Source organism: Sphingosinicella sp. BN140058, from assembly GCF_004135585.1.
In the GTDB taxonomy this organism is placed as follows: Bacteria; Pseudomonadota; Alphaproteobacteria; order Sphingomonadales; family Sphingomonadaceae; genus Allosphingosinicella.
This window is the reverse complement of record NZ_CP035501.1, coordinates 634,367-661,344: the sequence shown is the minus strand read 5'-3', so window position 1 is coordinate 661,344 and position 26,978 is coordinate 634,367. Positions and strand designations below refer to the sequence as shown.

At 65.2% G+C, this 26,978-nt stretch carries 24 protein-coding genes; 13 read left to right on the top strand and 11 right to left on the bottom strand.

All coding sequences use genetic code 11. The features are described 5' to 3' along the window. Window positions 1–37: 37 nt before the first annotated feature. Complete coding sequence (locus ETR14_RS02970) at window positions 38–826, bottom strand: SDR family oxidoreductase (protein WP_129383291.1); 789 nt, start codon at window positions 824–826, stop codon at window positions 38–40. Further along, complete coding sequence (locus ETR14_RS02965) at window positions 823–1,152, bottom strand: nuclear transport factor 2 family protein (protein ID WP_129383290.1); 330 nt, start codon at window positions 1,150–1,152, stop codon at window positions 823–825. The genes ETR14_RS02970 and ETR14_RS02965 overlap by 4 nt, the downstream gene beginning before the upstream one ends. A 205-nt stretch (window positions 1,153–1,357) precedes the next feature. Here ETR14_RS02965 and ETR14_RS02960 point away from each other — a divergent pair, with 205 nt between their 5' ends. Continuing rightward, a complete protein-coding gene (locus ETR14_RS02960; RefSeq protein WP_206185951.1) occupies window positions 1,358–2,254 on the top strand; it encodes a LysR family transcriptional regulator in 897 nt (298 codons plus the stop codon). 637 nt (window positions 2,255–2,891) lie between these two features. Here the strand turns inward: ETR14_RS02960 and ETR14_RS02955 are convergent. After that, window positions 2,892–3,791, bottom strand: coding sequence for an AraC family transcriptional regulator (locus tag ETR14_RS02955; RefSeq protein WP_129383289.1), 900 nt, complete (start codon window positions 3,789–3,791; stop codon window positions 2,892–2,894). A 98-nt stretch (window positions 3,792–3,889) separates the two neighbouring features. Here ETR14_RS02955 and ETR14_RS02950 point away from each other — a divergent pair, with 98 nt between their 5' ends. Continuing rightward, window positions 3,890–4,636 carry an SDR family oxidoreductase gene (locus ETR14_RS02950; RefSeq protein ID WP_129383288.1) on the top strand — a complete coding sequence of 249 codons (747 nt, stop codon included), beginning with the start codon at window positions 3,890–3,892 and terminating at the stop codon, window positions 4,634–4,636. 124 nt (window positions 4,637–4,760) lie between these two features. Here the strand turns inward: ETR14_RS02950 and ETR14_RS02945 are convergent, their stop codons facing one another. The 6 genes from ETR14_RS02945 to ETR14_RS02920 all read right to left on the bottom strand — a co-directional run bounded on the left by ETR14_RS02945 (window position 4,761) and on the right by ETR14_RS02920 (window position 11,967). After that, window positions 4,761–5,348 (bottom strand): hypothetical protein, encoded by a 588-nt coding sequence (locus tag ETR14_RS02945; RefSeq protein WP_129383287.1) that lies wholly within the window; start codon window positions 5,346–5,348, stop codon window positions 4,761–4,763. A gap of 279 nt (window positions 5,349–5,627) precedes the next feature. Continuing rightward, entirely contained in the window at window positions 5,628–7,013 is a 1,386-nt protein-coding gene (locus tag ETR14_RS02940; protein WP_129383286.1) for an FAD-containing oxidoreductase, read from the bottom strand. A 299-nt stretch (window positions 7,014–7,312) separates the two neighbouring features. Continuing rightward, complete coding sequence (locus ETR14_RS02935) at window positions 7,313–7,552, bottom strand: hypothetical protein (RefSeq protein WP_129383285.1); 240 nt, start codon at window positions 7,550–7,552, stop codon at window positions 7,313–7,315. Window positions 7,553–8,168: 616 nt separating this feature from the next. After that, window positions 8,169–9,467, bottom strand: coding sequence for a GGDEF domain-containing protein (locus ETR14_RS02930; protein WP_129383284.1), 1,299 nt, complete (start codon window positions 9,465–9,467; stop codon window positions 8,169–8,171). Between the two features lie 194 nt (window positions 9,468–9,661). Further along, the gene (locus tag ETR14_RS02925; RefSeq protein WP_129383283.1) at window positions 9,662–10,891 is read right to left on the bottom strand and encodes an ankyrin repeat domain-containing protein; all 1,230 of its coding nucleotides are present in this window, start codon (window positions 10,889–10,891) and stop codon (window positions 9,662–9,664) included. A 215-nt stretch (window positions 10,892–11,106) separates the two neighbouring features. Next, a complete protein-coding gene (locus tag ETR14_RS02920; RefSeq protein ID WP_206185950.1) occupies window positions 11,107–11,967 on the bottom strand; it encodes a S9 family peptidase in 861 nt (286 codons plus the stop codon). Between the two features lie 424 nt (window positions 11,968–12,391). Here ETR14_RS02920 and ETR14_RS28715 point away from each other — a divergent pair, with 424 nt between their 5' ends. The 3 genes from ETR14_RS28715 (at window position 12,392) to ETR14_RS02905 (ending at window position 18,094) form a co-directional block, all read left to right on the top strand. Continuing rightward, the gene (locus ETR14_RS28715) at window positions 12,392–12,715 is read left to right on the top strand and encodes a YcxB family protein (protein ID WP_206185949.1); all 324 of its coding nucleotides are present in this window, start codon (window positions 12,392–12,394) and stop codon (window positions 12,713–12,715) included. Between the two features lie 435 nt (window positions 12,716–13,150). After that, window positions 13,151–16,336, top strand: coding sequence for a TonB-dependent receptor (locus ETR14_RS02910; RefSeq protein ID WP_243455735.1), 3,186 nt, complete (start codon window positions 13,151–13,153; stop codon window positions 16,334–16,336). Window positions 16,337–16,450: 114 nt separating this feature from the next. After that, a complete protein-coding gene (locus tag ETR14_RS02905) occupies window positions 16,451–18,094 on the top strand; it encodes a DUF5597 domain-containing protein (protein WP_129383282.1) in 1,644 nt (547 codons plus the stop codon). Window positions 18,095–18,196: 102 nt separating this feature from the next. Here the strand turns inward: ETR14_RS02905 and ETR14_RS02900 are convergent, their stop codons facing one another. Together ETR14_RS02900 and ETR14_RS02895 are read right to left on the bottom strand one after the other, a co-directional pair. After that, complete coding sequence (locus tag ETR14_RS02900) at window positions 18,197–18,595, bottom strand: hypothetical protein (RefSeq protein WP_129383281.1); 399 nt, start codon at window positions 18,593–18,595, stop codon at window positions 18,197–18,199. Beyond that, on the bottom strand, window positions 18,592–19,011 hold the full coding sequence (locus ETR14_RS02895) for an iron chaperone (RefSeq protein WP_129383280.1): 420 nt from the start codon (window positions 19,009–19,011) through the stop codon (window positions 18,592–18,594). Before ETR14_RS02895 ends, ETR14_RS02900 begins: the two co-directional genes overlap by 4 nt. Window positions 19,012–19,148: 137 nt before the next feature. Between ETR14_RS02895 and ETR14_RS02890 the strand changes: the two genes are divergently transcribed. The 8 genes from ETR14_RS02890 (at window position 19,149) to ETR14_RS02855 (ending at window position 26,935) form a co-directional block, all read left to right on the top strand. Next, a complete protein-coding gene (locus ETR14_RS02890) occupies window positions 19,149–19,523 on the top strand; it encodes a VOC family protein (RefSeq protein WP_129383279.1) in 375 nt (124 codons plus the stop codon). Between the two features lie 154 nt (window positions 19,524–19,677). Continuing rightward, window positions 19,678–20,040 carry a helix-turn-helix transcriptional regulator gene (locus ETR14_RS02885; RefSeq protein ID WP_129383278.1) on the top strand — a complete coding sequence of 121 codons (363 nt, stop codon included), beginning with the start codon at window positions 19,678–19,680 and terminating at the stop codon, window positions 20,038–20,040. Continuing rightward, on the top strand, window positions 20,021–20,533 hold the full coding sequence (locus ETR14_RS02880) for an SRPBCC family protein (protein ID WP_129383277.1): 513 nt from the start codon (window positions 20,021–20,023) through the stop codon (window positions 20,531–20,533). The genes ETR14_RS02885 and ETR14_RS02880 overlap by 20 nt, the downstream gene beginning before the upstream one ends. A 394-nt stretch (window positions 20,534–20,927) precedes the next feature. Continuing rightward, window positions 20,928–22,727, top strand: a complete 1,800-nt coding sequence (locus ETR14_RS02875) for a M4 family metallopeptidase (protein ID WP_165356289.1) — start codon at window positions 20,928–20,930, stop codon at window positions 22,725–22,727. A gap of 289 nt (window positions 22,728–23,016) precedes the next feature. Further along, complete coding sequence (locus ETR14_RS02870; protein WP_129383275.1) at window positions 23,017–24,597, top strand: hypothetical protein; 1,581 nt, start codon at window positions 23,017–23,019, stop codon at window positions 24,595–24,597. Continuing rightward, the gene (locus tag ETR14_RS02865) at window positions 24,594–25,316 is read left to right on the top strand and encodes an FRG domain-containing protein (protein ID WP_129383274.1); all 723 of its coding nucleotides are present in this window, start codon (window positions 24,594–24,596) and stop codon (window positions 25,314–25,316) included. The genes ETR14_RS02870 and ETR14_RS02865 overlap by 4 nt, the downstream gene beginning before the upstream one ends. A 311-nt stretch (window positions 25,317–25,627) precedes the next feature. Next, window positions 25,628–26,536, top strand: a complete 909-nt coding sequence (locus tag ETR14_RS02860) for a cation diffusion facilitator family transporter (protein WP_165356288.1) — start codon at window positions 25,628–25,630, stop codon at window positions 26,534–26,536. 159 nt (window positions 26,537–26,695) lie between these two features. Beyond that, window positions 26,696–26,935, top strand: a complete 240-nt coding sequence (locus ETR14_RS02855) for a hypothetical protein (RefSeq protein ID WP_129383272.1) — start codon at window positions 26,696–26,698, stop codon at window positions 26,933–26,935. Window positions 26,936–26,978: the final 43 nt, after the last annotated feature.

Genomic DNA, 26,978 nt, shown 5'->3' with positions numbered 1-26,978 from the left:
GCCCGCGCCCTCGCAGAGGCGAGCGCCGGGCGCGAATTCAGACGGTGCGGATGGTGCCGCCGTCGATGACGAACTCGGCGCCGTGGATCGCGGCGGCACGGTCGGACGCTAGGTAGGCGATGAGATCGGCCACCTCTTCGGGCTCGGCGCCACGCCCGATCGGGATCCCGCCCAGAGCCTCGAGCACGGCCTGACGTGCGTCCTCGATCGTGCCGCCATTGGCGGCCTGAAGCCGCTCCAGAAAGTCTCCGGTGGCATCCGTCATGATCCAGCCCGGCGAGACGGAGTTGACCCGCACGCCCTTGGGTCCGAGCTCCTTGGAGATCGACTTGCTGTAGGTCCTGAGCGCGGCCTTGGCGGCGGCATAGCCGGTGGTCGAGTCGGGCAGCGGCAGGACGGACTGGATCGAGGTGACGTGCACCACCGTTCCCTTGCCCCGTTCGAGCATCTGCGGGATCAGCAGACGATCGAGCCGGACCGTGGCCAGCAGGTTGAGGTTCAGCTCGGCGAGCCAGTGCTCGTCGGTCAGTGCGGCGAAGCCGCCGGCCGGCGCAGCGGAGCCGCCGACGACATGCGCGAGGATGTCGATGCCGCCCAGCCGCGCGAGCGCCTCCCGAGCCAGCGTCTCGCCCCCTTCCGCCGTGGTCAGGTCCGCCTGAACATATTCGACCCCGAGGATGGGATCCTTGATCGCACGGGCCGCGGTGACGACGTGCGCGCCGCCGGCCAGGAAGCGTTCCACCGTGGCGCGGCCCAGACCCTTCGTGCCACCGCTGACGAGCACGCGCTTGCCGGCGAACTCGGCGGGATCGGCCTTGATGCTCATATCGTGGCCTCCAGCGTCTCGATCGCGCCGTCCACCAGGGTGAAGCGATAGGTGAAGCGGAGCGGGCTGCCGGGGAAATCGCCATGCGCGGGGCCTTCGACCACCACCTGGCCATTGTCTTCCCGGAGCGTGTCGGGAGTGAAGATCGCCTTCACGGGGACGACTTCTTCTTCGAACAACTTGCGGATTGCGGCGTGGCCCTCAAAGCGCTTGCCGTTGTCGATGAAGAGGGCATCCGTCAGGAACGGCTTAACCATGCCGTCCACGTCGAGACGGGCGTTGGCCTTGACATAATCGGCTATCGGGCCGGGTAGATCGATCGACATTGCTGAGCTCCGTTTCGGTTGTGGAGCGGATTTACGACGAGAAGAGTCTTGCGATAATCTGCTTTATCCTGGATGAGGTGTCCCGGAAAACGGGACGATCCGCGCGTTCGGCGGCATGGTTGGCAGCGTTCCTTTGGGGCGATCGGACGCCGATGCGGCATGAGGGCTGCTTGCGGTAGGCGTTGGCCGTTCGAAGGAGCACAGGTTGCGCGGGACCAGACTGGGTGATCTCGAAGCCGTGGCAGCAATTGCACAGCGGGGCAGCTTCAGGGCCGCGGCCGACGAATTGCGGGTCTCGACCACCGCGCTCAGCAATGCGATCGCCAAGCTGGAAGCCGATCTCGGCGTTCGCCTGTTCAACCGTACCACGCGAAGCGTTTCGCTGACCGAAGCGGGGCGAAATCTGCTGAACGCGACGGCGCCGGCGCTCCAGGATATCCAGGCCGCGCTCGACGTTGCCCGTGGTCAGCAGTCCACGCCGTCCGGCACGCTCCGCATCAACGCGTTCGCCACGGCTGCGCGGTTCATCCTGCCGACGCTGATCCTGCCCTTTCTCGAGCGCTACCCACAGATCCACATCGACCTGATAACGGAAGGCACCATGGTCGATATCGTGAAGGACGGTTTCGATCTCGGGGTGCGTGTCGAGGGACTGGTGCCGACCGACATGATCGCGGTGCCCGTCGGAGCGCCGATGCCCTTCGCGGTGGTGGCCTCGCCCGGCTATTTCGAAACGCATCCGAAGCCTCGCTCTCCCGCCGATCTCATGGCGCATCGCTGCATCCGCGCGCGGCTTCCCAGGGGAACGATCTACAAGTGGCGGTTCGAAAAGGACGGTGACCATATCGAAATCGATGTCGATGGTCCGCTGACGCTCGATGAGCCCGGCCTGGTCCGCACCGCCGTGCTTGAAGGCACCGGCCTCGGTTTCCTGATCGAGCCGGACGTCACCGCCGACATCGCCGCCGGAAGGATGGTGCGAGTCCTGGAGGACTGGACACCCCCGGGGCTGAGCATCGCGATCTATTATCCGAGCCGTCGCAACCCGACGGCCGCGCTGCGCGCGTTCGTGACAGCCGCACGGCAGCTCGGCGCCCGCTGATCGCACGATGACGCGAGCTGGTGCGCATCGCTCCCACGAGTAGACGGTAAGTCCCTTCCCGTCAGAGACCTTTCCGCGCCCGAAACACCCGTGTCCCTCCTAGCGCCCGTGGCAGCGGAGCCGATCGTCGGAGCGGCCGCGCGTGTGCCCTGCCTGTGTCGCGTCGCAGTGTCGATCCGGGCTGCTGGACGCTGTTTGTCCGGCTGCTGCTTTGGGCGTCGCGGAACGCGAGGGACGAGGGGCCACGGCCGAACAGAGGCGGCATCTCTGCCCGGAGCTTCGCGCCGAAAAGTGGCGCCCGGTTTTCGGCTGCAGCGGCGCGGCAACGAAGGCCTTGAGCATCGCGCCGAAACGCGGAGCCCGGCTTGCGGCTTGAGCGATACGGCAAGAAAGGCTGAGAGCAGTGGACGCGAGTCCCGAATTGCGCCCACTGCCTCGAATCGTGCTCATCGATGCCATGTCCGTGCGGCCACGCGCAGCCGCTGGCCCGCGCAACGCAGGAACGAGATCTCCATTGCCGCGGCGATCTTCCCCCGGAAGCTGGCTGTCCCTGTGGTGCTGCAATTGACGCGCTGTCACGGCAATTCGTCACCGCAATGCCACTTTGAAAGTGCATTCGCCGTGGCGCCGAGCACGGTCAGGTGCGAGGCTCGCGAGCGAAGCTCCCTGGCGAGCAGCCGAAGCGTTTGCGGAAGGCGGTGCTGAACGCGCTCGCCGACTCGAATCCCACCTCGTAGGCGATGCGCTCGAGCGTTTTCGTCCCCTTGGCGAGCGCATCCTTTGCGAGCGCCATTCGCCAAGCGGCCAGATAGGCGTAAGGCCCGCATCCCACTTTCTCGGTGAAGCGCGCGGAGAAGGCCGATCGCGACATGCCGGCGATCGCGGCAAGTCCGGCGATCGTCCACTTGGCGCCCACGTCCGAATGCATCGCGCTCAGCACGCGAGCAAGGGCAGGGTCGTGCATTCCGCCGAGCAGCCCGGGCGGCGCATGGTCGTGGAAGCCGCTCCAGCGCAACGCTTCGACGAGCAGCACCTCGAGCAGCCGCTGCATGATTAACTGCTTGCCGGGATAGTCGGAGGCGCACTCCTCCGACAGAGACGCAATCAGGCGGCCGAGCCGCGTTCCGCGGCCTTCCGACGAAGGAATATGGATCAACTCCGGCAACAGCCCGAGCAGGAGTGCCGAGTTGGCGCGCTCGTAGGAGAAGCTGCCGCCGAGGGCGACGAAATCGGGTTCGCCGCCTTGATCGCCGTGGCGTACCGCCTCGCCTCCGGGCTCTACACGCCTGCAGGCGTTGCCGGGTGCGCTGGAGAGCGAGAAGGCGGGCGTCGTCGGCAGGAGCAGGAAGTCGCCCTCTGCAATCCGCAGCGGCGCTTTTCCCTCGAACGAAACCCATGCGACGCCGCCAAGGACGATCGTGTATCCCGGCGCGTCGTAAGCCTCGTAGCGAACGCCCCATTGCCCCCGCCCTTCGATCGGCTTCGAGACTGCAGCTGCCGGTCTCAGCAGGGTGACGACTTGGCTCAGAGGATCCAACGACCAGGACGATCCATAATGTTTCAGCGATCGGTGAATATAGATCGTCCACGGATGTCCTGTCTATCTCCATGCATCGAAGCCACGGAGACACGACAATGACCAAGACCATCCTCATCACCGGAACCTCGTCCGGTTACGGCAAAGCGACGGCGGAACTGTTCCTCGCGCGCGGGTGGACTGTCGTCGCGACGATGCGCAGGCCCGATCCGACCGTGTTCGGTGACGCCGAGCGGCTGCGGATGCTTCCTCTGGACGTAACGTCAGACGAGAGCATCGCCGCCCTGATCGCTGCAGCCGGACCTGTCGACGTGCTCGTCAACAATGCCGGACTGGGCGGGGTCGGCGCGTTCGAGGCGATGCCCAAATCGATGATCCGACAGCTCGTCGAGACCAACACGATCGGCGTGATGGCGATGTGCCAGGCCGTCATCCCGCAAATGCGCCAGCGACGTTCGGGCACGATCGTCAACGTCACGTCGAGCGTCACCCTCGGCGACTTTCCGCTGGCCGCCCTCCACACCGGTACCAAGCAGGCGATCGAAGGCTTCTCCGGCTCGCTCGCCCATGAACTCGCTTACTATGGCGTCAGGGTTAAGGTCGTGGAGCCGGGCTATGCGCCGACGACCCGGTTCGGGGCGAATGCCATCGTCCCCGTCGAGGATCTGCTGCCGGGCGACTATGCCGACTTCGCACGACCGATCCTGGAAGCCTTTGCAAATCCGGCGATGACGACGAAGGAAAGTGAGGTGGCCGAAGAGATCTGGAATGCGGTCCACGACATGGCGGGTCGGCTTCGCTTCCCGGCGGGGCCGGACGCCCTCGCGCTCGCTCAAGCACGCTGAGAAAGTTCGGCGAAGAGCTGTGTGGAGTTTGCTGGCCGGCATCGGGCGACGGGCTGGCCGTGGGCCGCCCCTGCATCTCGCCCTTGGGCGCCGGCGATCGTTGCCTTGGATTGCAGGGCAGGCTTCACAGCCGCGGAGGATCGATCACCCGGTGCACGGCGAAGACCGTGTACGCGCCGGGTTCGCAGCCGCCGCCGAAGCGGCCCTCGTCGATTGCGGCTTTCGCGTCTTCGAATGTGTCAAAGAGGCAGCTCGCGTTGACCGGGATCTTGGCGGCCATGGAATTGCACGACAGTGGCGAGTGAGGATCGCCATATTCGACCGCAAGGACATCGTAGCCGACCAGCACCAGCTTAGACGGCTCCGGGACGAGCACGTCGTCCCCAACAGACGAAGTCTCGTCGGGTGTTCGGGGCTGCCACTCGGAAGGATCGAAGGTCCAGCCGTCGGACTCGAGCTCCAATTCGTACGCTGCGTAGAAGAACAGCTCGGCGCCGGTGAGATCGACGTCGTTCTGCGCGGCCAGATCCCGAAGCAGATCGGGACTGTTGGCGAGTCCGAAGCCGTTATGCTGCCAGCTGTCCGCCGGGTGGGCGACGGTGCCGCTGACGCAATGCGCGAGGCTGCAGACCTCCTTGATATGGGTCGGGCTCGAGACGAGCCACTCCGGCGGGGGCACGACATGTTTGAGAAGGTAGCCTGCAGCGATCATGAAGGCAGGCTAAGCCGCTGCGCACTCCTCAGCCATTGAAAACCGAACAAGTTGAACGGCGCACCGAAGGTTGGGGCACGTGTCGGATCCGTTCGAGGACCCCGACCTCGCCCACGCGGGCACCGACGTCAGGGGGCGCAGCGGGCAGGGGCCGCCAGCGCCTCGGCTGATGAATCTGAACGGATCGGTCCGCGCTGTAGCGCGGTGATCCGATGGCAGGCGTCGCGATCGTCCACCTGGTTCGCGAAACCAGTCAGAATTCTCGGGACATGGCGTGCATCATGCCTCTCCGCTCCAGGGCTGAAGATCGAGCAGCAAGGTCGGGATCAGCTCCGACACGGTGGGATGGATCGGCACCGCCCAGCGAAGCTGCTCGATCGGCTGGTCGGCGTTCATCATGTCGAGCACGCCGTGGATCGCCTCGTCGCCGCCGGTGCCGAGGATCGCCGCGCCGAGGATGCGGCGCGTTCCCGCATCGGCGACGACCTTCATGAAGCCGAGGGTCTCGCCCTTTTCGACCGCGCGACCGACCCGGGTCATCGCCCGCTTTGCATGGAGCAGCGGCCGCCCGGTGGCGATCGCCTGCGCGTCCGTCATGCCGACCCGGCCGAGCGGCGGATCGATGTAGAGCGCATAGCCCGGCAAGCGCCGGCTGACCCGCCGCTCCTCCCTATCGAGCAGATTGGCGGCCACGATCTCGAAATCGTTATAGGCGGTATGCGTGAACGCGCCGCGTCCGTTGCAGTCGCCGAGCGCCCATATGCCGGGCACGCTGGTCTGCAGGCGATCGTCGACCGCGATATAACCGCGCCCGTCGACCGCGATGCCGGCCGCCTCCAGGCCAAGGTCATCCGTGTTCGGCCTTCGCCCCACCGCCATGAGCACATGGCTGGCAAGTACCGGCCGCGCGTCAGCGGCACACTCCACGCGCACCTCGATATCCTCGCCGCGACGGGCGAAGCCGATGCAGTCCGCACCCGTCCTGACAGTGATGCCCTCCGCCTCCAGAATTTGCCTGATGGCATCCGACACGTCGCGGTCCTCGCGTGCGATCAGCCGGTCCATCCGCTCGACGACGGTCACCGCCGCGCCGAAGCGGCGATACATCTGGGCGAACTCCAGCCCGATGTAGCTGCCGCCGATCACGACCAGATGCCGGGGAAGGCTGTCGAGTGCGACGATGTCGGTGTTGGTCAGGATCGGAACCTCGTCGATGCCCGGCATGTCCGGCACGACGGCACGAGCACCGACATTGATGAAGATGCGCGGCGCGGTCAGCCGCTCGCCCGCGACCGCGACGATGTTCGGCGCCTCGAAGCGCGCATGGCCGCGGATGATCTCGACGTTGGCCATACCGGTCAACCAATTCTCATTTCCGGCGCGGCCGTCGCGAATGATCTTGTCCGCACGGGCCGCGACGGCCTTCATGTCGACGGCGATCGGCCCATCGACGTTGAACCCGTATTCCGTGCCCCGCCTGGCGGTATGAACAGCATAGGCGCTTGCCACCAGCGTCTTCGTCGGCCTGCAGCCGGTATTGACGCAGGTGCCACCGACATGATGGCGCTCGATGATGGCGACGGACAGGCCGACGTCGTTCAGCCGGCCGGCGAGCGCGGGCCCCGCCTGGCCGGCGCCGATGATGATCGCGTCGAAGCTGCGCATGGTAGGATCCCTCTTGATGTCGGCCGTACCGGTCCTGCCGGCCGCCATCTGCCGAACCACCTCAAGCTTGAACGCACGCCCAAAACGTTATCGTGCAACCTTGGCCATCAGCTCTCTCCAATCAGAGCTGTCCCTTATATTACCGTATCATCCTAGGGGCGTACTCAAACTTCGGCGTCAACGAATTGAGTATCATTTCTCCGGACTCATAAGGTCACGGCGCCGCCGAACGGCTTGTATTGGTCGTGTGCCGACGGGCCGCATCGGCGGAGGCTGGTGCGCATGCCCCGGCTCGATCGTCAGCCGTGATCGCCGCGGTCCGGCTCGAGCGCATCGTCCTCGATGTGGCCCTGTCCGGACGCGCGGAGGCAGTCGGAAATGAACCACGCACATTCCGGAAGGAAGACCTTGTGCGCCGCGAACCAGTTGATCGTGTCTCCCACGGTGCACCAGATGACGAACAGCATCCCGCACAGGCAGAAGCTCCAGAGATGAATGGTGAACGGCTTGGCGAAGCCGCCGTGCCAATTGGCCAACATCAGGAAGAGAAGGCGGCTAACCAGGCCCGTCGCCGTGAGGGCGATCGCTAGTTCCGCCAAGACCCCTATGCTCTGCACCGCCGGTCCTCCCGTTACGCTGCACCGGATCTACCATCGAATCGGCGTGGAGTGATGCCCCGCCATCTCCGTCCGTGCGGCGCCAGCGCTCTCCGTCGACTTCCCACGGCCCCTGCTTGATGGCGACTTCGGGCGTTTGCACCTGCCACGTTAACCTGGGTTGCGCTGCCAGTATACCTAGTTCAATCGTTTCGCGAACCCTCCCCGCGCCCGCCGGGACTGCCCCAGCGTCCGATCCCGGGAAGGTCAGCGGTACGGTTGCGTGTCCCGAAGTGGTCCGAACCCGACGGGCAGGATAGCTAGGCGTCAACATCAGCTTTCGCCAAGAACCGGGCACGAGGCGAATTGCGGAGGAACGACCGGGCTTCTTCGCGCGCGGACGTTCGCAACGTTACGGTCGACCGGCTTTCCGTGGTCGAAGGCTGCCGTCACCGGATGGCGCGCCTGTCGGGCCGTTCCTGCCAGCCGCGGCCCAGAGGGTGAACGTGCATCGTCATCAAGATGGAGCAGCAAGCGGTAGCTGCCTACAGGCCGGAACTCAGGCGACGAGCTGGGGCACGCCCGTGTAGAAGTCGGCGCGATTCCGTCCCCTGCTTTTGGCCGTGTAGAGCGCTTCGTCAGCGTGTCCGACCATCTGATCGAGGTCCGCCCCTTCGACCGGGGCGGTGTGGATGCCGAAGCTCGCCGTGACAGTGCCGCAGGCTCCGAAATCATAAGCGTGGAGCGCACCACGGACCCGCTCCGCAAGGGCCATGGCGTCGTCACGCCCGCCGACATGGACGATGAGGAACTCCTCGCCGCCCCAACGGCCCACCAAGTCGGCCTCGCTTGCCTGCGCAGAGAGGATAGAGGAGAATGCGACCAGCACGGCGTCACCGGCATTGTGGCCGAACGAGTCGTTAAGGCGCTTGAAGAAATCGATGTCGATCAGGATCACCGAGATGGCGCTACTCGGAGCGACGCCGGCGGTAAGGCCCTCATAGCCTCGAACAAGACCCCGGCGGTTGAGTACCGAGGTCAGCGCGTCGGTAAGCGCGCTTTCCTGCGCCGCGCGGGCCGCTGCGAGCGCCGCTTGCTCCGTCCGCTTGCGCCTCTTCAGATCGCCGGCGAGCCTGACCAGACGCATCGCGAGGAACGCGATCGCGAAGATCACCCAGGCGGCAAGGATGACCAGATAGAGTTCGGCTCTGCTCAACAATTTCCGGTTGAAGGTGATGCTGTGCACATCGAACGCGTGCTCACCCTTGGCAGACCAGGAACCCGTCTGAATGTCGAGGCTGACGATATTCTCGAACTGAGGCCGGCTCAATGCGGGCGGCATCGAGAAGCGCGTCAGCCACCATTCTGCGACAGAGAAGTCTTCGGGGCGCACCTCGATCACGCGACGGTCTCCGGTGCGGACGAACACCTCCACCTTGTTCGGCTTGAACGTATCCGGCCGATCCTTGTGGCTGTAGCGAGGATCGAAATCCAGCAGGTTGAAGCGGATCGTCTCGCCCGGGCCGCTGTACGACATGTCGATCGAGATCGACTCGACCTTCGCGAAGTTCATGCCTCTCACGCCGCCCCAGCCGCCGAACAGCAATTGATAACCGCAATACGGATATTGGAAGCCATCCTTCAATGCGCAGCGCCAGTGAAGGGGCCGATCATTGTCTGTCGAAACGGTGGAGCTACCCTTCTCCGCCTGGTCGCCATAGCCGTTGAGGATGTAATCTCCCGCGTTCATGCGGTTGATCGTAAAGCTTCGGTCGAGGAGCGTGTCGCCGGCGATCAACGCGATCAAGGTCGTCCCGAGAAGCAGCGCGAAGCCCCACTCCAGCGGCGCGTTGGCCAAGGCGCCAAGGAGCTTCGCACCTTTACTTCCGCCATTCCCTGCCGCGTTCACATCCCGACCTTCTTCGATGACCGACGCGCATGCGCCGGTCTCAACCTCCGGCACGGCTAAGCCAAAGGTGCTATTCGCCTGTGAAATAGCATATGAGGACTTATACGGTGCGCTGCGGCCCGTTCGATCGACGCCACTCGCGGCTAAGAGCCCGACCCGACCAGGCTCCGGCAGTGATTGCGCAGCGCGCGCAGGCGGGCGGCTTCGTGGCGGTACTCCTCCGCGCTCCGGCTCGAGCCCAGGGTGCCGGCGTCGATTCGCTTGGCGCTGGCGTCGGCGCCGCCGGCCGCATGAGCGAGATCGGCGATGAGCTTTTCGACCGCGGACGGATCGACGCGGGCGAGGGCGTCGGCGATCAGCTGCGCGCTCTCCATCCTGCCGGACCGGGCCGCCGTCTGCGCCGCGATCGCGGTCGGGGCGGCGCCGCGGGCGAGCAGGGTGCGGACGAGGTCCGGCGGCGCCTGGGCGGCACCGTTGGCGATCGCGTTGCGCGGGTCGCAGCCTTGCTCGATCAGCCACGCGGCCGCTTCGAGCCGTCCCGCCGCCAGCGCATGGTCGAGCGCGGCGCCGCCGCCGCGGAACGGCTCGTCGAGGTCGCATCCGGCACCGCGCAGCGCCGCCAGCAGGGCGATGTCGCCGCGGCTGCTCGCGGCCTCCAGCGCGAGCCGGCGGGGGCGCGGGCGCGCCGCGATGCTGCCGTCGGCAAGCGCGGCGCGCCAGTCGGTCACCGCCGCGCGGACCAGCGCCTCGAGCGACGCGGCGCGGGCCGGATCACGCGCGCGGACCTCGTCGATCCCTTCCATCAATTCGTTGCCGGGACCGTGGGCGTCCGAGCCCAGGGCCGGGTCCGTGGGCAGGTCCAGCCTGCGGAAGAGGGCGGGCACGTCGTCGGCGATGCGCGCCAGCGCGGCGTGGTGAAGCTGGAGCGGCCAGGCCGGAGGCAGACCCTGTGCATAAGCGAAGACGGCGCCGTAATCGGGGCCCGGTTCGACGCAGACATAGAGCCGGTCGAGATATTCGAAGCCTCCGAACGGCAGGAAGGCGAGTGTCCCGCGCCAGGTGTCGCCCGCTTCGTCCGCCGCCGCCTCCGCATGTTCGGCCTCGTGCTCGATCCAGCCGGGGAGGTCCCGGTAGCCGTCGCTGCCGGGATAGAAGAGCTCGGTGAACGAGAATTCGTGGACATGGTCGCCGAACTCGACGCTCAGCGCATAATCGATGCGGCCGCCGAAGCTCGCCTGCCAGAGGGCAAGCAGGCCGTCCGGGATCGGCCCGGCACAGCGTGCCTCCACCGCGTCCCGCTCCGCCTGCGTGATCGGCGGACGCGCGTCGAGGATCAGGCGATCCTCGAAGATGACGATGCCGTCCGTGCTCATGCCAGGATCGTCATGGTGCAGACTTTCCTTCCAATCCGGAGTTCAGGTCGTTGGGCGCTCTTGTGCAAAGCTTTGGGGGACGAGGACAGGGCGAATGTGCGTCACAGCAGACCGCTGGGGCGGATCGTACTCCTGGGCGCACCCGCAAGTATTGCCGCGTGAGCAAGGGTTGGATGCGCCGTTCAGGGATTCGACGATGTCACGCGAGGGCGGCCCTAACGTCGAGACGAAGAGGATCTTCCGTCCGACGCCGGCGCCTCGAGGAGCCGCTTGATCTCGGCGAGCAGCACCGGCCAGGCCGGCGTCAGCGGGCTCGCGATCTCGAAATGGCCGGCGCCGGAGACGATGCGCAGGACGGCGTCGTCACCTGCGGCGCGGGCGCGCTCGACATATCGCTCGGCGAGCGGGCGCGGCATGAAGCTTTCATGCTCCCCCCAGATCAGCACATGCGGCACCTGCAACGGCAGCAGCGCGCCCGGCGATGCGGCACGATAATGGTCGGGCACACGATCGGGCTCGCCGCCCATCATCTGCGTGATCACGGGATCGCGGCATTCGCCATGATAATTGGCGATGTTCTCCCGCATGTCGAACGGGCCGGCGAGATCGATGGCACCGAGCGGACGCAGGGGGCGACGGCCGGCGATGGCGCTCGTCGAAGGCACCCGGGCTCGCGCCGCCGCCCAGAGGGCGAGGTGGCCGCCCGCCGAATGGCCCACGAACACGATCCGGCGCAGATCGAGCCGGTCGCGCCGGGCGAGGCCGCGCAGATGATCGATGGCGGCGCCGACATCCTGATAGGTTCCTGGCCATCCGCCGCCGGGCTGGCCGAGGCGCCGATACTCGATGTTCCAGGTGGCGATGCCTTCGCGCTTCAGGGCATCCCCGATGGGTGCGAGATCGCGCAGCGTCGCATAGGCGGCCTTGAAGCAGCCTCCGTGGACCAGCACCACCACCGGATGCGGCCCCGAACCGGCCGGCAGCCGCAACTCGCCATACTGGTTCGGGTCCGATCCATAGCGGGAGACCGCATCCGCGGCGCGCGACGGGATCTCCTGAAACTGTCGGGGCGTCATCAACCCCTGCTGCCCCGTTGCGGCGGAGGCAACAAGAAGGCCGGCCAAGATCGACGCTTTCGACGACAGCATCATCCCTGCTCCCGTGCACGATGTTCGAAAGACATGGTGCATGAGCGGCGCCTGCAAATCCAGCCCATCGACGCAGCCCGGGGTGCGTGGCTAAGGTTCGCGCTGCGCGGGACCAAGGGGAGGCGAATGGAAGCGACGGGCGTTCTGGCGGCGGGGGAGAGCAATGCCGCGATGGCCTATGTGAAGGGGCGGCGGGGCGTGTCGCCGCGCCAGATCAAGAGCATCGCGCTCGCCTGCATGTTCGCGGTCGGCATGCCGGTTGGGAAATGGGCGTCCGGATCGTGTCTGACGGGCGCTGATCATTGTCGAATTCGCGTTCATCGGCCTGGCTGTCGGCATCGTCATCACCCAGATGGTGATGGGCCCGTCGATGCGGCGGGCGCTCGCCCGGCGCGGACAGGCCTACGAGCAGCCGCTGACGCTTCGCCTGACGCCCGAGGGCCTGGATTACGATCTTGGGGACGTCAGGATGACGGCCCGCTGGGCGTGCGTCACCGACTTCTACCGGACCCGCAAATATTGGGTGTTCCTGGTGCAGAGCAGCGCGATGGTGCTTCCGCGCCGCTTCTTCGCGAGCGCCGAGGCGGAACGTGCGTTCATCGCCGAGGCCCTGTCGCGGATGACACAGACGGCACAAGCGAGAAGCTCCGACGCCGCACAGCTTGTGGGGCGCTAGCACGGACGCGCACGCGTCGCGCCGGGACCGAGCTGTACAGGCGGGATCGGCGACATTCGCGACGCGGATCATTTCCGATCTTCCCGCCGAACGATGCACGCGCATTTGCCGAGTGATAATCGAAAGTTCGGCATCTCCGTAGCGGATCCTGCTGCCCTCGCAGCCGTGCGCATGCTATGGTGGCCCGCGCAGCCCTCTGGCGCCGGCAATTCGGTAACGTGAGTTACCGATAACATTTGTGCGCCATGCCGACGTGGAAGTCCGGCTCAGGTACGCTCGACAGTGGCGCCGCGATCCTCTCGCATCATCGCAAAATCCTCTGGAGTCCGAGGTCTTTGTTGACACCCCGAAAACGCCGCCAGTATAGATGGTACCGGTAACATTCACAGGCCGGCACCTGCAAAAAGCATGGGCCGGGCGAGGGGAGGATTTCGAATGTCTCGCATCGAACTGGTACGTCGCGCCCTGCTCAGGGCTGTCGCAACCTCGACGATCGCGGTGTCGTCCCTCGCTGCGGCTCAATCGGCCGACGCGCCGGCGGCCGCGCCCGGCGACACGATCGCCGAGCCGGCCGATGTCCAGGCGCAGGACGGTGCCGGGCAGACCGCACCGACCCAGATCGATTCCGTCGACCAGGAAGGCGCCGATCCCTCGGCGACCGGCAATGGCGAGATCGTGGTCACCGGCTTCCGCGCCTCGCTGCAGAGCCAGACCAACGCCAAGCGCAACTCGATCGGCTTTACCGACACCATCTTCGCCGAGGATATCGGCAAGTTCCCCGACACCAACATCGCCGAATCGGTGAACCGCATCCCTGGCGTCACGATCAGCCGGGAAGTGACCGGCGAGGGCGCCAACGTCGCCATCCGCGGCCTCGGCACCAACTTCACCCGCGTGCTGCTGAACGGCGCGCCGGTTGCGGTCGCCTCCGTCCGCTTCGATGCCCAGGGCACCAACCGGGAAGTCGATCTCGATCTGCTGCCGACCGAATTGTTCACCCAGCTGACGGTGAGCAAGACTCCGGTCGCGAGCCAGGTCGAGGGCGGTGCTGCGGGCACCGTCAACCTCCGCTCGGCGCGGCCCTTCGACAATCCCAAGCCGTATATCAGCTACGGCCTGCAGGGGTCGAAGGTGAGCGGGGCCGACAAATGGGGCTATCGCGGCCATGTCGTTGCCAGCGCCACCTTCGGCGACTTCGGCATCCTGGTCGGCGGCGCCATCGTCAAGAACCAGTTCCGGGTCGACGGTTTCGAAACGATCGGCTGGACCAATCCCAATCTCAGCGCCACCCAGCGCGCCGGCACCCGCAATCCGACCGGCGGCGGCAATTTCGCGATTCCCGGAGTGGTGCCGGCCAATGCCGGCAACGGCCTCACCCCCGGTGCCGTGATCGACCAAGCCTTCCTGCTCGCGAACAACCCGGGCGCGACGATCGATCAGATCGACAACGGCCTGATCCCGCGCTTGGGACGGCCGCGGACCGAAATCGGATCACGCGACCGCTATAACGGCCTCGTCTCGCTCGAGTGGCGGCCGAGCGATTCGCTCCGCTTCTACGTCGACGGCATGTATGCGAAGCGCACCACCGACTTCACGCGGACGGCGATGAACTGGGTCGGCCGCAACGGCGCCGCGATCCCGCTCAACACCACCTACGACCGCGAGGATTGTTCGGCAGGCTGCGTCGTCACCAGCGGCACCTACGCCAATGCGCAATTCTTCCTGGAATATCGGCCCTATAGCGACGACCAGGAATATTGGGGCGTCAATCCGGGCGCGGAATTCACGGTCAACGAATGGATCAAGGGCGACATCCAGGCCAATTACACCAAGAGCGATTTCCGGCGCGAGAGCCCGACCGTTCTGGTGATCAGCCCGCCAAGCAGCGGCACCACCGTCACCTATGCCAATGACGGCGGCATCCCCGACATCAGCACCAACATCGATCTCAACGATCCGCGCAATTTCGGCTGGGCCGGCGGCGGCCGCGTCAATCTCAACGGGGAGGAGCGGGCGACGGAAACCAAGGGCGTGCGCGGCAGCCTGCTGTTCGGCGACGAGCGGCGCTTCAGCGTCCGGGTCGGCGGCGCCTATGACGATACCAAGCGGCGGATCACGCCGTTCGACAACACCAATCCGTGGCAGAATGCGATCTGCGGCAACGGGCCGAGCGTTACCCTGCCGGCGCCCAATACCGGCACGACGCCGTGCACCGGCCTCAACCAGCCCGGCAGCGCCACCCCGGCGGGCTTCCCGACCTTCCCGGGCTACGGCACCAACTTCACCGCCGGGGGCGCGCCAATCACCTATGCGGGCTCGCTGATCCCGACCGCGGCGGTGCCCGGCTATCTGCTGCCCAACAGCAACGGCTTCATCACCGTGGACTGGGACAAGTTCCGCCAGGACACCAATTACCGGCAGCTGCTCGCCGATGCCGCCGAGACCGGCACCGGCAGCAGCGGCGCCAATGGCGGCCTGATCCGCGAGAAAGTGACCGGTACCTTCGTCGAAGCGAACGGCGTCATCGACGTCGGCGAGAACACGCTGCGGCTGAACGGCGGAGTCCGCTACGTCCGCACCGAGCAGATCGTCGGTGGCCGGATCAGCGTTCCGGACCCGCGCAACGCCACCATCGCCGACGGCGGGCGCTACCCGAACGTGATCAACTTCTCGACGACGCGGACGCTCTATTCCAACTTCCTGCCGTCGGCGAGCCTCGCCTTCGATTTCGCCGGCAAGGCGGTCGCGCGCGCATCGGTGTCGAGGACGATGACCCGCCCCGATCCCAACGCCCTGCTGCCGGGCGCGAGCTTCGTCGCGCCATCGGCCGACGTCGGCACGGTCGGCAACAGCGATCTCGATCCCTACATCTCGGACAATATCGATCTCGGCTTCGAATATTATACCGGCGGCGAGGGCGTGATCGCGGTTGCGGCATTCCGCAAGTCGATCACCGGCTTCACCGTCAACGGCCTGCGCACGGTGCCGTTCTCGTTCCTCGAGCAATATGGCATCACCGTCGACTCGCTGACCCAGGCACAGCGCGACGCGCTCGCCTCCCGCGCCGTCGGCGGGCAGCCGCTCAGCGCGGTCGACGTCGTCCTGCAGCAGCAGGTCAATGCCGACGGCAAGCTGAAGGTGAACGGGCTCGAGTTCCAGATCACCCAGCCGCTCGACTTCCTCACCCGCTACATCGGCGTCGAAGGCTTCGGCGTGCAGGGCAACCTCACCCTGATCGATCAGAAGGGCGAGGGCGAGGGCGCGCCGGCAGTGGCGATCGGAGTCGCGCCGACGACCTATACGCTGACCGGCTATTACGAAGGCAGCGGCATCTCGGCCCGGCTGACCTATACCTATAACGAAGGATCGCAGGGGTCCGGCCTCAACCAGAACGGAATCCCTGCCGCCGCCATCTTCGGCCGCGATTATTCGCAGCTCGATTTCTCGGGCAACGTCGATCTCGGCAAGATATTCGACAACGATTATCTGCCGACCCTGGTCGTCAACGTGATCAACATCACCAAGCAGGCGCAGAGCAGCTACTTCCAATTTCCGAACGCGACCTTCAACGAATATAATCCCGGAAGAACCGTGCTGGTCGGCCTGCGCGGGCGCTTCTGATCCGAGACCGGGAGCCGCGCCTGCGGCTCCCCTCATGCTCCTCCACTGATGCCACCGACAGGTGGCATCTTTTTTCGGTTCAACCGCGGATGCCGACGTGAGAGGAAACGTGCCATGACCCGTTCGTATCTGAAGGCCTCGATCGCGCTCGCCGCTGCCGCCTGCGCCGCCGCCGGCCAGGCCCAGCCGCCGAAGCTGGTCCGCCACGGCACCGCGATCCAGCTCAAGGTGCAGGGCAAGCCGATGCTTCTCCTGGCCGGCGAACTCGGCAACTCGTCCGCGTCCAGCGCCGCCTACATGGCGCCGCACTGGCCACGGCTGAAGGCGATGAACCTCAACACGGTCCTCGCCCCCATCCAGTGGGACATGATCGAGCCGGCGGAGGGGCGCTTCGACTGGTCGAGCGTCGACCGGCTGATCCGCGACGCGCGGGCGCACGACCTGCGGCTCGTGCTGCTCTGGTTCGGAGCCTACAAGAACAGCATGTCGACCTACGTGCCCGAATGGGTGAAGCGCGACGAGACGCGCTTCCCGCGCGCGCAGCGGCCGAACGGCACCGGAGTCGAGATCCTCTCCGCCCACGCGCCGGACCTCCAGGCCGCCGACGGCCGTGCGTTCGCGGCGCTGATGGCGCATGTCCGCAGCATCGACGAGCGTCAGCAGACGGTGGTGATGACCCAGGTCGAGAACGAGATCGGCATGCTTCCGGTCGCGCGCGACTACGGGCCGCTCGCCGAAGCCGCGTGGCGGGCACCGGTCCCGGCCGAACTGCTGCGCTACCTAGCCGCGCATCGGGACAGCCTGGTGCCCGAATTGAAGCAGCTGTGGCTCGATCGCGGTGCGCGCGAGAGCGGGAGTTGGGCGGAAGTGTTCGGACGCGGCGATGCGGGCGAGGAAGTGTTCACGGCATGGCATTATGCGCGCTTCGCCGAAACGCTCACCCGCGCCGGCAAGGCCGCTTATGCGATGCCGATGTACGTCAACGTCGCGCTCAACCGTCCCGGGCGCGCACCGGGCGAGTATCCGAGCGGCGGGCCGCTGCCCCATCTGCTCGACGTGTGGAAAGCGGGCGCGCCCAGCGTCGACTTCATCGCGCCCGACATCTACTTCCCCAATTTCAGCGACATCGTCGATCGCTATACGAGGCCCGACAATCCGCTGTTCGTTCCCGAGGCGAACAATGCCGACCGGTTCGACGTGCCGGCCAATGCCTTTTACGCCTTCGGCGAGAAGGATGCGATCGGGTTCGGCCCGTTCTCGATCGAGTCGATCGGCGATGCGGGGGCGGACCATCCGTTGGCGCAGGCCTATGACGTGCTGCGCCAGCTGACCCCGCACATCCTCGCCAATCAGGGCAGCGAGCGGCTGACCGGCTTCAAGCCCCGCTTCCTCTACGACGGCACGATGATCTACGAGCCGCAGGTGCGCACCATCGGCGACTATCGCTTCACGATCTCGTTCGCCGACATCATCAACCCGGTGGCGGGGCCGAATACCGACAAGGCCGGCGGGCTGATCGTCCAGACCGGCCCCGAGGAATATCTGATCGCCGGCCGCAACATCACCGTCACGATGAAGCCGGTCGGCGGGACCAAGAATGCGGCCGGCATCGCCAGCGCGAGTGAAGGCCATTTCGACGCCAATGGCGCCTGGATCGCCGGACGGCATCTCAACGGCGACCAGACCCACCAGGGCCGCCACGTCCGCCTGGGTGACGAATGGGGCATCCAGAAGGTGCGGCTGTACAGCTACGAATAGACGGGGGGCTGTCCGCGGCGCAGGACGTCTCGACACGCCGGCGTGGAAGTATCATCGGAATAGCCGCCGAGCCGGCTTGACCGCCCTCGTTCTGTTTCGGGTTCAGCTTCCGACCGGGACGAGGTGGACGATTCGTCCGGAGCGCGGATCGGCCCCGACAGGAATCCGCAGCCAGGGGGAGCCCGTTCCGGGATCCCCCCAGAGTTCGAAGCATCGCCTGCTGCCGCTCACTGCGGTGCAATAGGAGCCTCGCGCGACGCTGTAGCGCCCGGCCGCCCAGAGTGTCGAAGAGGTGCTCCGGCGCATTCGGCCGCCGTCCGAGAAGGTCTCGTCGCAGCCGTCACCAGTTTCGCATTCTGGATCGTGCATCCGGGAGCCGCGCAGCAGGTCCTTCAGCCGAGAACCGCTGATCCGCTCGTAGCGGGTCGTATCGACCCCCTGCTGCGTCACCATTCCCGGATGCATCGTCAAGGCGGCAAGGGTGGCGATGAGCGCGTTCATCCGTTCACCTTACGCTTGTCCCGGCCTGCTCCACCCGACGTCGGGGTCTCGGCATAGTGATCGGCCAAAGCTTCGGCCGCGCGGCCGATCAGTTCCAGCGGCAAAGGCGCGGCGTGCGGGAAGATCAGATTGCCCTTCGGCCCGCGATAGGGGTCGAGTTCCTCGACCAGAAGCTGCGGCGCCGTGACCGGCGGATAGACGCCGATATGCTTCTTGAACGCCGCGAAGTAGAAGAAGATTCTGGTCTTGCGGAAAGCCGGCATGCCATAGCCGACGCAGCGTTCGGCCCCGCTTACCCTCTGCTCGACGATCGCCTGGATCGCTTCCAGCCGTCCTTGCGCTTCGGGCGAGGCCAAGGCGAAGAGCTCCTGATGACTCTTGATCGGTGGTGCCGTGACCATTGGATCGTCCTTCATGGCTACGACGCATCGCACGATCGGCGAGGCGGGCATAGCCCGGAGGCGTGCAGGCGCAGGGGCGGGACGAGGCGGAATCACCGTCGCGACATGTCGGGACCATGGTGCCGGGGCAGCGGCTCTGGCATCATCATGCCATGACGCGGCATCAGCTTCTTCCGATTCTCCCCTGCAACGACATCGAGGCCTCGCAAGCCTTCTACGAGCGGCTGGGCTTCGCGGTGACCGGCGGCGATGCGGGGTTCCGCTTCATGGCCGACGGCAAGGGGTGGGAGATCATCCTGCGGCCTGCCGAGGCCGGCTGGGTGATCCCGGATCGCAATTCGCACGGCCTGTTTCTGTTCTGCGACGATGTCGATGCGGTCGCTGCCCGTGTCCGAGACATCATCGTCGAGAAAGGCGCACCGCATCGCAAGCCGTGGGGTACCTATGAATTCGCCGTCGGCGACCCCGATGGCTTGCTCGTCCGCATCGGCCGGCCGGCGCGTGAGGATGATCCACTCCAGCATTGATCGGCGGGGGAACCCACCAGGGGGCGGTAACGATAATGCCCGTCGCCTCACTTCCCGGACCGTAGCCCCGGCCCGCGACAGCTGAGCCGACGCGCGGATCCCGCAACGCAGAGACCTTGCGCATTGCCCGAGGCACGCGTAGAAACTGAACCATATGGTTCAGTATCACGCCCCCCGTCTCGATGCGTCCTTCGCCGCCCTCTCGGACCCCACCCGCCGCGGGGTGCTGGAACAGCTTGGCCGTGCCGACGCGTCGATCACGGTGCTGGCCGACAGGTTCCACATGACCCTTACCGGCATGAAGAAGCATGTCGGCGTGCTGGAACGCGCGGGGCTGGTCACGACCGAGAAGATCGGGCGGGTGCGGCGGTGCCGGCTGAGCCGGCACGGGCTGGAGGAGGAGGCGGCGTGGATCGCGCGCGCCCGCCAGCTCTGGGACGCCCGCTTCGATGCGCTGGACGATGTCATTCAAGACCTCAAGCGGAAGGAGATAGCCGATGAACCACCAGGGACGTGAGCGCAGCACGCACGAAGGCACGCGCGTCAACCGCAGATCCGACCGCGAACTGGTCGTCACGCGCATCTTCGACGCGCCGGCACGCATCGTGTTCGAAGCCTGGACCCAGGCCGACCTGTTCAAGCAATGGTGGGCCCCGAAATCGGCTGGCGTGCCCTTGCTGTCGTGCGAGATGGATGTCCGGACCGGCGGCCGGTACCGCCTGGAATTCGGCCACGATGCCGGGAGTTCGATGGCCTTCTATGGCAAATATCTCGAGGTGGTGCCGCCGACGCGGCTGGTCTGGACCAACGACGAGGGCGAGGAGGGGCCGGTGACCACGCTCACCTTCGAAGAGCGGAGCGGAAAGACGTTGCTGACCCTCCACGAACTCTACCCGACCAAGGAGGCGCTGGACGAGGCCCTGCTCGGCATGGAGGAGGGAATGCCCGAGCAGTTCGGGCAGCTCGACGAGCTTTTGGCCACGCTGCGGGCGAGCGCCGGACGCGGGTGAGGCCACCGGGCGAGGACCTGAGCGACGGGGACTGAACGAGACCATCACTCCAAGCAGGCGCATCAATCGGGAGCATTCGCCAGTGCAGCCGCGTAACGCGAGCGTGTCCCTACTCCAGCTTGCCTCCGAAGCCGTGAGCGCCAGCGCGGCGGCGCAACCGCGCGTCGGAGTGTTGGGCGAGGCATGAGGTTCTTACGGTTCGGCTCAGTCTGATGTTTGCATGAAGCTCTTTCCTGACTCTGGTGCGACGACGAAAATCAAGGTGGCGTGACGTCCATCACGCGCGCGCCGGATGGAGCCCATTATTGCACCCCGGAAGCCAGTGAAGCGTTCGAGAGGTCGGGACCGCAAGCGGATGCCGGCTTTGGCCAAGCAAGGCAAAGGGAGCATCGTCATGTCAGGCTTGCGCGGAATTAACGCCAACGGGTTCGGTCAATCCTACGCCAGCCGCGGCATGCGGGCACTCTCGTCCCGCCTGCAGCGACTCGAGCGCACCTCGCTGAAGCGTGAGAGGACCGCTCCCCAGAGCGCCAGGGCTGCGGACCCCGACGCGCAGAAGTACAATCTCCTCCTGGCCGAGCGAAGGCAGCTCAGAAGTTCGAGCAGCGATGCCGCGTCACGCCGGCATCTTGAGACGCTGCTCCAGGATCTCGACAGCCGGCCGATGCTCGCGGTGACCGCACCCGATCGGCCCGAACGCATGCCGACCATGACTACTCGTCTCGTCGGAGTCGCGCCCGACATCGACGCTAACACGGTGACGTATCAGCAGTCGTCAGGAGAAGTTCCAATCTTCGGCGCGCGCGTCGTCGTCGATGTCGATCGCGAATCGAAGGCGCTGGTGGCGGTCAATGGGCAGCTTGCACCACCGCCGGTCCGACCTGCGATTGCGCGACTGAGCCCAATCGAGGCTTGGCGCAGGCTTGCCGACTGGTGTGCGGCGCCGGCGAACCTGACGGACCCTGCGGTCGCGCCAACCCTCACCTGGTATGTCGACGACGCTGGAACGGAATATCTAACCTACCGCTTTCGCAACACGCAGCTGACGCCGCCCAAGGGCGATGAGGTCGAGAGGGATGCCGATCCCGTCGCTTGCGTACGCCACGCTCGGCCGGGTTTGTGTAGTTACGACTATCTCGTCGACGCCGAGGACGGTTCCATCCGCTATTATTTCGCGTCAGCCCCCCATTTCGTACCCTCACCAATGTGTGGCATCGACTGTGCCAATGAGCTGCGCAAGTTCTACGGGTTGAAGGTTGGCGAAAGCTACATCCTCAACGACCCACAGCGCGACATCGTAACCTACGACTATAAATTCGGGAACATCAGCGAAGAACCGATCCCTGCCCTCCCGGAAACAGCGATGCCCTTCCCGAACCATGATATCGGCGATGCTTCGCCGGCCGCGGTCTCGGCCCATTGGCACGCCACTCTTGTATTCGACTTCTTCAACGATGTGCTGAAGCGTAACGGTATCGACGACCGGGGAATGAAGCTGGTCTCGGTCGTCAACGTTTATTCCGGTGACGACACCAGTCCTACACGTCCGCAGTGGGGCAATGCGGCCTGGTGGCGGAACGCGATGTGGTACGGGCAGGAAAAGGACGCCACCGGCACGCTGATGAGCTTCGCCCGGCACCTCGACATTATCGCGCACGAGCTTACGCATGGCGTTACTTCGAGCTCCTCCAACCTGGTCTACCGCGATCTGCCCGGGGCGCTGAACGAATCCTTCAGCGATATTTTCGGGGTCTTCATCGCCAACTGGTACCCCGAGCCGAAACCGGTACAGGACTGGAACTGGGAGATCGGCGCCGGACTCGGCCGCAATGGCGGGGCGCTTCGCAACTTCGCAAACCCTGCCGCGGTTGGCCAACCGGACCATATGCGCCACTACGAGCCCCTGCCGGAGTATCAGGATTATGGTGGGGTGCACCGTTATAGCGGCATCCACAACCGAGCCGTCCACGGCATCGTCACCGCGCTCGACGGCGATGGTCAGCCGATCATCCCGATCAGGGATGCTGCGCTGCTCTTTTACCTCACCCTGGTCCGTCTGACCCCGACTTCGAATTTCTCGGCCGCGCGCCGTACGCTCGAGACTGTTGCCGGTGTCTACTATGCCGACGACCCGCGCAGAGAGGAGCGGCTGAAGGCGATCTCCGAAGGTTACGATGCGGTTGGGATCGTTTAACCAGGAGCCTTGCAGTGGGCTGGGGGGCACTCGTCAATCTAGGAGCCGAGTGCCTGGTATCGGCGGTCAAAACGAGCGCTTGCGCCGCTCGGTAGCATGCTTGTCCCGGAATTCGCAGCGCTTTCAGCGCAACGTATCTCCTGATGCACCGACCTGATCGACTCATGGTCGCCACAATCGGCATTTTCTTGAATTGATAAAGTACTTCTTCTCCGGATGCCTTCGTGTATCTTGATCACGGCACGAAGTGCTCCGTCGGCTTAGAAACGTTCCAGGGAGGAGAGAGAACTTGCCCCTGTTCGGAAATGTGGACGGCGGTATCGAAGGCCAAGAGGGCTTTATTCGCTTCGAGGATCGCTGGGGAGATATCGCCTTTCGTCCGAGCGACAGGCGCGTGAGGATCATCGTCGGTCGGCGCGGCGCCGGGAAGAGCCGGTACATCAGGGCGATGGAACGAGACGCGAGCAGTCAAACGGGTGAGCATCTCCTCGTCTTCCCTCAGCGGGATGAGAGCGTGTGGATCTCGGAGATGCGATGGGTGCATCGATCCTATCCTGAGCATCATGAACGCGTAGAGCTTTGGCGGCGGCTTTGGGGCGCGGCCGCTTATGCCGGCATCGCGTCGAACCTCGTCAATTACTCTGCCCCGCCGGGAACCACGATCAGCATGCGTCCGGAGGACAAAGCCTTCTTCGTGGATTTTTGCCGGCAGCATTTCGACAAGGCATCGGTGGCGTTCCCGATCGTCTCCGCATTGAACCAGTTCCTGGCGAGATACAGCGATCGAAGCCGACTCGACAGCTTCCTCAAGGAGGCATTCTGGACCGAACTCGAGGATCGCGTTCTGAAGTCGAGTGCGATTTCCACGCCGGTTGCCTGCTACATCGACACACTCGACGAGACGTTCGGCGCTTCCCCCGCTGCGGCGACTGACTGCCAGGTTGGGCTATTGCTGTGGATGCTCCGCAAGTTCCAGGACCCCAACGTCAGCAACCGCATCCATATCGTCGTGGCTGTGCGCGATACCGTCTACGCAAGCCTGATGCAGAGCGAGCACGGCCGGCGTTTCAGCCGGAATGACATGATACGCTGCCTCGATTGGACCGATGATGCGGCGCTTTACTTTCTTCAACGAAAGATCGACGGGTTGCCGCCCAGCGCACAAGTGGATGCGAAAGAGAAGGTAAACAATGTGCGGCGATGGCTGGGCATCGAAAAGGTTCGGAACGAGGTCAGGAGCGGCGGCGAGGAGCGCGTTTGCGACGTGATCGTACGACACACCCGCTTCTTGCCCCGCGAGATCATCGAGATCGGCAATGCGCTCGGACAGTATGTTGAACATTGTATCGCCGAGAAGACGCAACCCGATGGTTCCGCGATCGCGCAGATCATCATGGATACCGGCAAGCAATTGGCCGATCTGGCCATCGAGACTGCCACCGATCACATGGCCGCGCTCGACAGCGATCACGGACGGACCACGGTCGCCAATGGTTTCCGCCAGGAACTGATCCGCGCCATTGACCGCGTCTTCATACCCGCCTTGGGAGCCGAGCGATTCACGCTTGCCGATCTACGTCGCGCGGAACAGGCGTTCACCGAGCAAGTGGGAGGCTGGTCGCCGAGCTTTGATTGGCGGACGGTATCGCTCGGCGAGGTTCTTTGGCTCCACGGGCTCATCGGCTTCGAAGACACGACCGGTGCGAAGCCGATCGTGAAGTACTTCAGCTCCACCAAGAGCCTTCGTTCGCACGTAAGCGCAGAGTTGCCGGACGCCGACTATTATTATCTGCACTCTGCCCTAATCCGCCCGAAGAAGATGGACATCCAGGCGGAGGCGCCGATCGTCGAATCGGCGGACGCGGATTGACCGAGCAACACAGCTTCAAGAGCTGGCGCGACTTCAAGGGAGCGCTTCCGGATTTGTTCGGAGGGTCGCAGCCGATCATGAAGCGGTTCGCCTTCAGGGGGCAGGCCGATGCCGACTGGCCACTCTCGTCAAGCTTCGATCGCGCCTACGTTGGAGCGGATGTGGATCGTCAAAAGTCGTACATACGGTATCTGAATTTCTTTCGAGTTCTGAACCGCAGACTGGGCAAGGATCTACCGGACGACCACGAAGAAACGGGAGCGATAGCACAGCATTACGGAATGCCTACCAGATTGCTGGACTGGAGCCTGAGCCCGTATGCCGCGGCATTCTTTGCGTTCTATTACGCCAAGGTCGACCGCGTCAGACAGTCGCACGTGGCCGTCTGGGCGCTTGACGCCCGCGAGTTCCCCAAGATCGCGGATCCGCGCTACTTTGCCGTGCTACGGCCGCGCAACACCGGTAATGCCCGCATTCACCGTCAGGTTGGAAGCTTCATTATCGCAAGGGGTGAACAGTTCGACCTTGGGGCATATCTATCGCAGATGCCGCAATCCTCGCCTATTCTGCACAGATGCATAATCCCCACCCGGGATGCGGACGAAGCGCTTAACGACCTTATTCTGATGGGTCAAACGCCCGCCGATATATATCCGGACTTCGAGGGCGTGGCGAAATACGTCAGGTTGCGCATGGCTTTCGAGGGCTACAAGCTCTGAGGGCTCTGACTGTCGCACGCGAGCCGCATTCACTCGCAACGGCACGATCATGTTCCCCGCAATGTGCACCGTCGCGCGTTCGCGACGCACGGGAAAATCCCGATGCCACTTACCTTCTTCGATCGGCATAAGCGACCAGTAGACTGGCCCGGTGCTGCCGGGAGGAGATCGTGAGACTTGCGACGCCACCGGCTTGGCATCGTAGGTACCATAGGCCGGCGGAGGCGGATGGCGGCTGCCGTAGTGCTCGCCACGCAGTGACCCTCGGCGCCGGCGTGCCTCCGCTCGGCAGCCGAACAAGGAGCCCTCGGGTGAGCGAAGCGGGCGCGCGCGAAAGCCGGCTGTTGGGCGCCTCGCTGGCGGTGGCGGTCGTCGTCGCGATCGTCACCGTGTCCTTCGGTCTGGTCGTCGGCTCGCAGTCCATCCTGTTCGATGGCATCTACACGATCGTCGAAGCGGCGATGACGAGCCTGTCGCTGGTCGCGGCGCGGCTGATCGCGAAAGGCGCCGACCAGAGGTTCCAATATGGCTATTGGCACCTCGAGCCGCTGATCGCCCTGATCAGCAGCCTGCTCCTCACCTTCGCCTGTCTCTACGGCTTCCTCGAGGGCCTGAACGGCATCTTCACTGGCGGGCGGCCGGTGGATTTCGACAGTGCGGCGATCTTCTACGGGGTAGTGACCGTGTTCAGCGCCGGCTTCTATCTCTATCTGCGGCGGTCCGGCCGAAGGCTCGGCTCCCAATTGCTGGACCTCGACGCGCGCTCGTGGCTCGTCGCCTCGATCCTCGGCACGGCGCTCGGCCTCGGCTTTCTGGCCGGCGGACTGCTCGCCGGTACCCGCTGGGCCTGGATGGTGCCCTATCTCGATTCCGCCATCCTCACCCTTGTATCGGTCGTTCTGATCCCGCTTCCGCTTCGAACGATCCTTCAGGTGGGACGAGAGATCATGCAGATCGCGCCCGAAGATCTGGACGAGCAGGTCCGCAGCGTCGCACGGGAGGTCGCCGCCCGGCACGGCTTCCGCCGCTTCAACACGCATGTTCGGCGCAGCGGACGTCAGCGCTTCGTCGAGATCGGTCTGGTCGCGGCGTCGCAAGATGCCGCGACGACCTTCCGGACTCTCGATCGGATCAGGAGCGAGATCGCCGCAGCCCTCGGCGGCGCCAACCCCGGCTGCTGGCTGACCGTCGACTTCACCGCAGAGGACGAATGGATCTGAGCGCCGTAACCGGCCGCCCAGCACCGCGCGCGCCGATGCCGCCGCCTTCCCGCAGCATTTTAGGGAATTGGGCCTGCCATCTCATTCCGTCTCCGAACCATCTTGCATTCACCGCCTGTGCCTGCAAGTCGGCTCCCGGTCTCGACCTGGGGAGCTGGAATGAAGAAGCTGTTGCAAGTGGCGTGCGTGATCCTGATCGGCGTGATCGTGATGATCGGCGGGCGCTATTATCGCTACGTCGCGAGTTCGGACACGCCGTATGACGAGGTCGGGATCATGCTGAACGGCTACATGCCGGGGCCGGTGCGCAGCTGGGGATGCGGCAAATTGAAGGCGCGCTTTCCGGACCAGCTGCCGCCTTATGGCTGCGCCGGCGCCGATCCGCGGACCTGGGCCTGAACACCAAGCGCTCGCGCGGCGTCGTCCGCCGCGCGAGCGCGCA

Bases quoted from the DNA above. Each gene is read 5' to 3' on its own strand.
- ETR14_RS02875 (WP_165356289.1), top strand. From the start codon at position 20,928: ATGTCAGGCTTGCGCGGAATTAACGCCAACGGGTTCGGTCAATCCTAC.
- ETR14_RS02885 (WP_129383278.1), top strand. From the start codon at position 19,678: ATGGTTCAGTATCACGCCCCCCGTCTCGATGCGTCCTTCGCCGCCCTC.
- ETR14_RS02925 (WP_129383283.1), bottom strand. From the start codon at position 10,891: ATGAGCACGGACGGCATCGTCATCTTCGAGGATCGCCTGATCCTCGAC.
- ETR14_RS02940 (WP_129383286.1), bottom strand. From the start codon at position 7,013: ATGCGCAGCTTCGACGCGATCATCATCGGCGCCGGCCAGGCGGGGCCC.
- ETR14_RS02935 (WP_129383285.1), bottom strand. From the start codon at position 7,552: ATGTTGGCCAATTGGCACGGCGGCTTCGCCAAGCCGTTCACCATTCAT.
- ETR14_RS02890 (WP_129383279.1), top strand. From the start codon at position 19,149: ATGACGCGGCATCAGCTTCTTCCGATTCTCCCCTGCAACGACATCGAG.
- ETR14_RS02900 (WP_129383281.1), bottom strand. From the start codon at position 18,595: ATGAACGCGCTCATCGCCACCCTTGCCGCCTTGACGATGCATCCGGGA.
- ETR14_RS02920 (WP_206185950.1), bottom strand. From the start codon at position 11,967: ATGACGCCCCGACAGTTTCAGGAGATCCCGTCGCGCGCCGCGGATGCG.
- ETR14_RS02895 (WP_129383280.1), bottom strand. From the start codon at position 19,011: ATGAAGGACGATCCAATGGTCACGGCACCACCGATCAAGAGTCATCAG.
- ETR14_RS02945 (WP_129383287.1), bottom strand. From the start codon at position 5,348: ATGATCGCTGCAGGCTACCTTCTCAAACATGTCGTGCCCCCGCCGGAG.
- ETR14_RS28715 (WP_206185949.1), top strand. From the start codon at position 12,392: ATGGTGATGGGCCCGTCGATGCGGCGGGCGCTCGCCCGGCGCGGACAG.
- ETR14_RS02970 (WP_129383291.1), bottom strand. From the start codon at position 826: ATGAGCATCAAGGCCGATCCCGCCGAGTTCGCCGGCAAGCGCGTGCTC.
- ETR14_RS02855 (WP_129383272.1), top strand. From the start codon at position 26,696: ATGAAGAAGCTGTTGCAAGTGGCGTGCGTGATCCTGATCGGCGTGATC.
- ETR14_RS02880 (WP_129383277.1), top strand. From the start codon at position 20,021: ATGAACCACCAGGGACGTGAGCGCAGCACGCACGAAGGCACGCGCGTC.
- ETR14_RS02910 (WP_243455735.1), top strand. From the start codon at position 13,151: ATGTCTCGCATCGAACTGGTACGTCGCGCCCTGCTCAGGGCTGTCGCA.
- ETR14_RS02950 (WP_129383288.1), top strand. From the start codon at position 3,890: ATGACCAAGACCATCCTCATCACCGGAACCTCGTCCGGTTACGGCAAA.
- ETR14_RS02905 (WP_129383282.1), top strand. From the start codon at position 16,451: ATGACCCGTTCGTATCTGAAGGCCTCGATCGCGCTCGCCGCTGCCGCC.
- ETR14_RS02965 (WP_129383290.1), bottom strand. From the start codon at position 1,152: ATGTCGATCGATCTACCCGGCCCGATAGCCGATTATGTCAAGGCCAAC.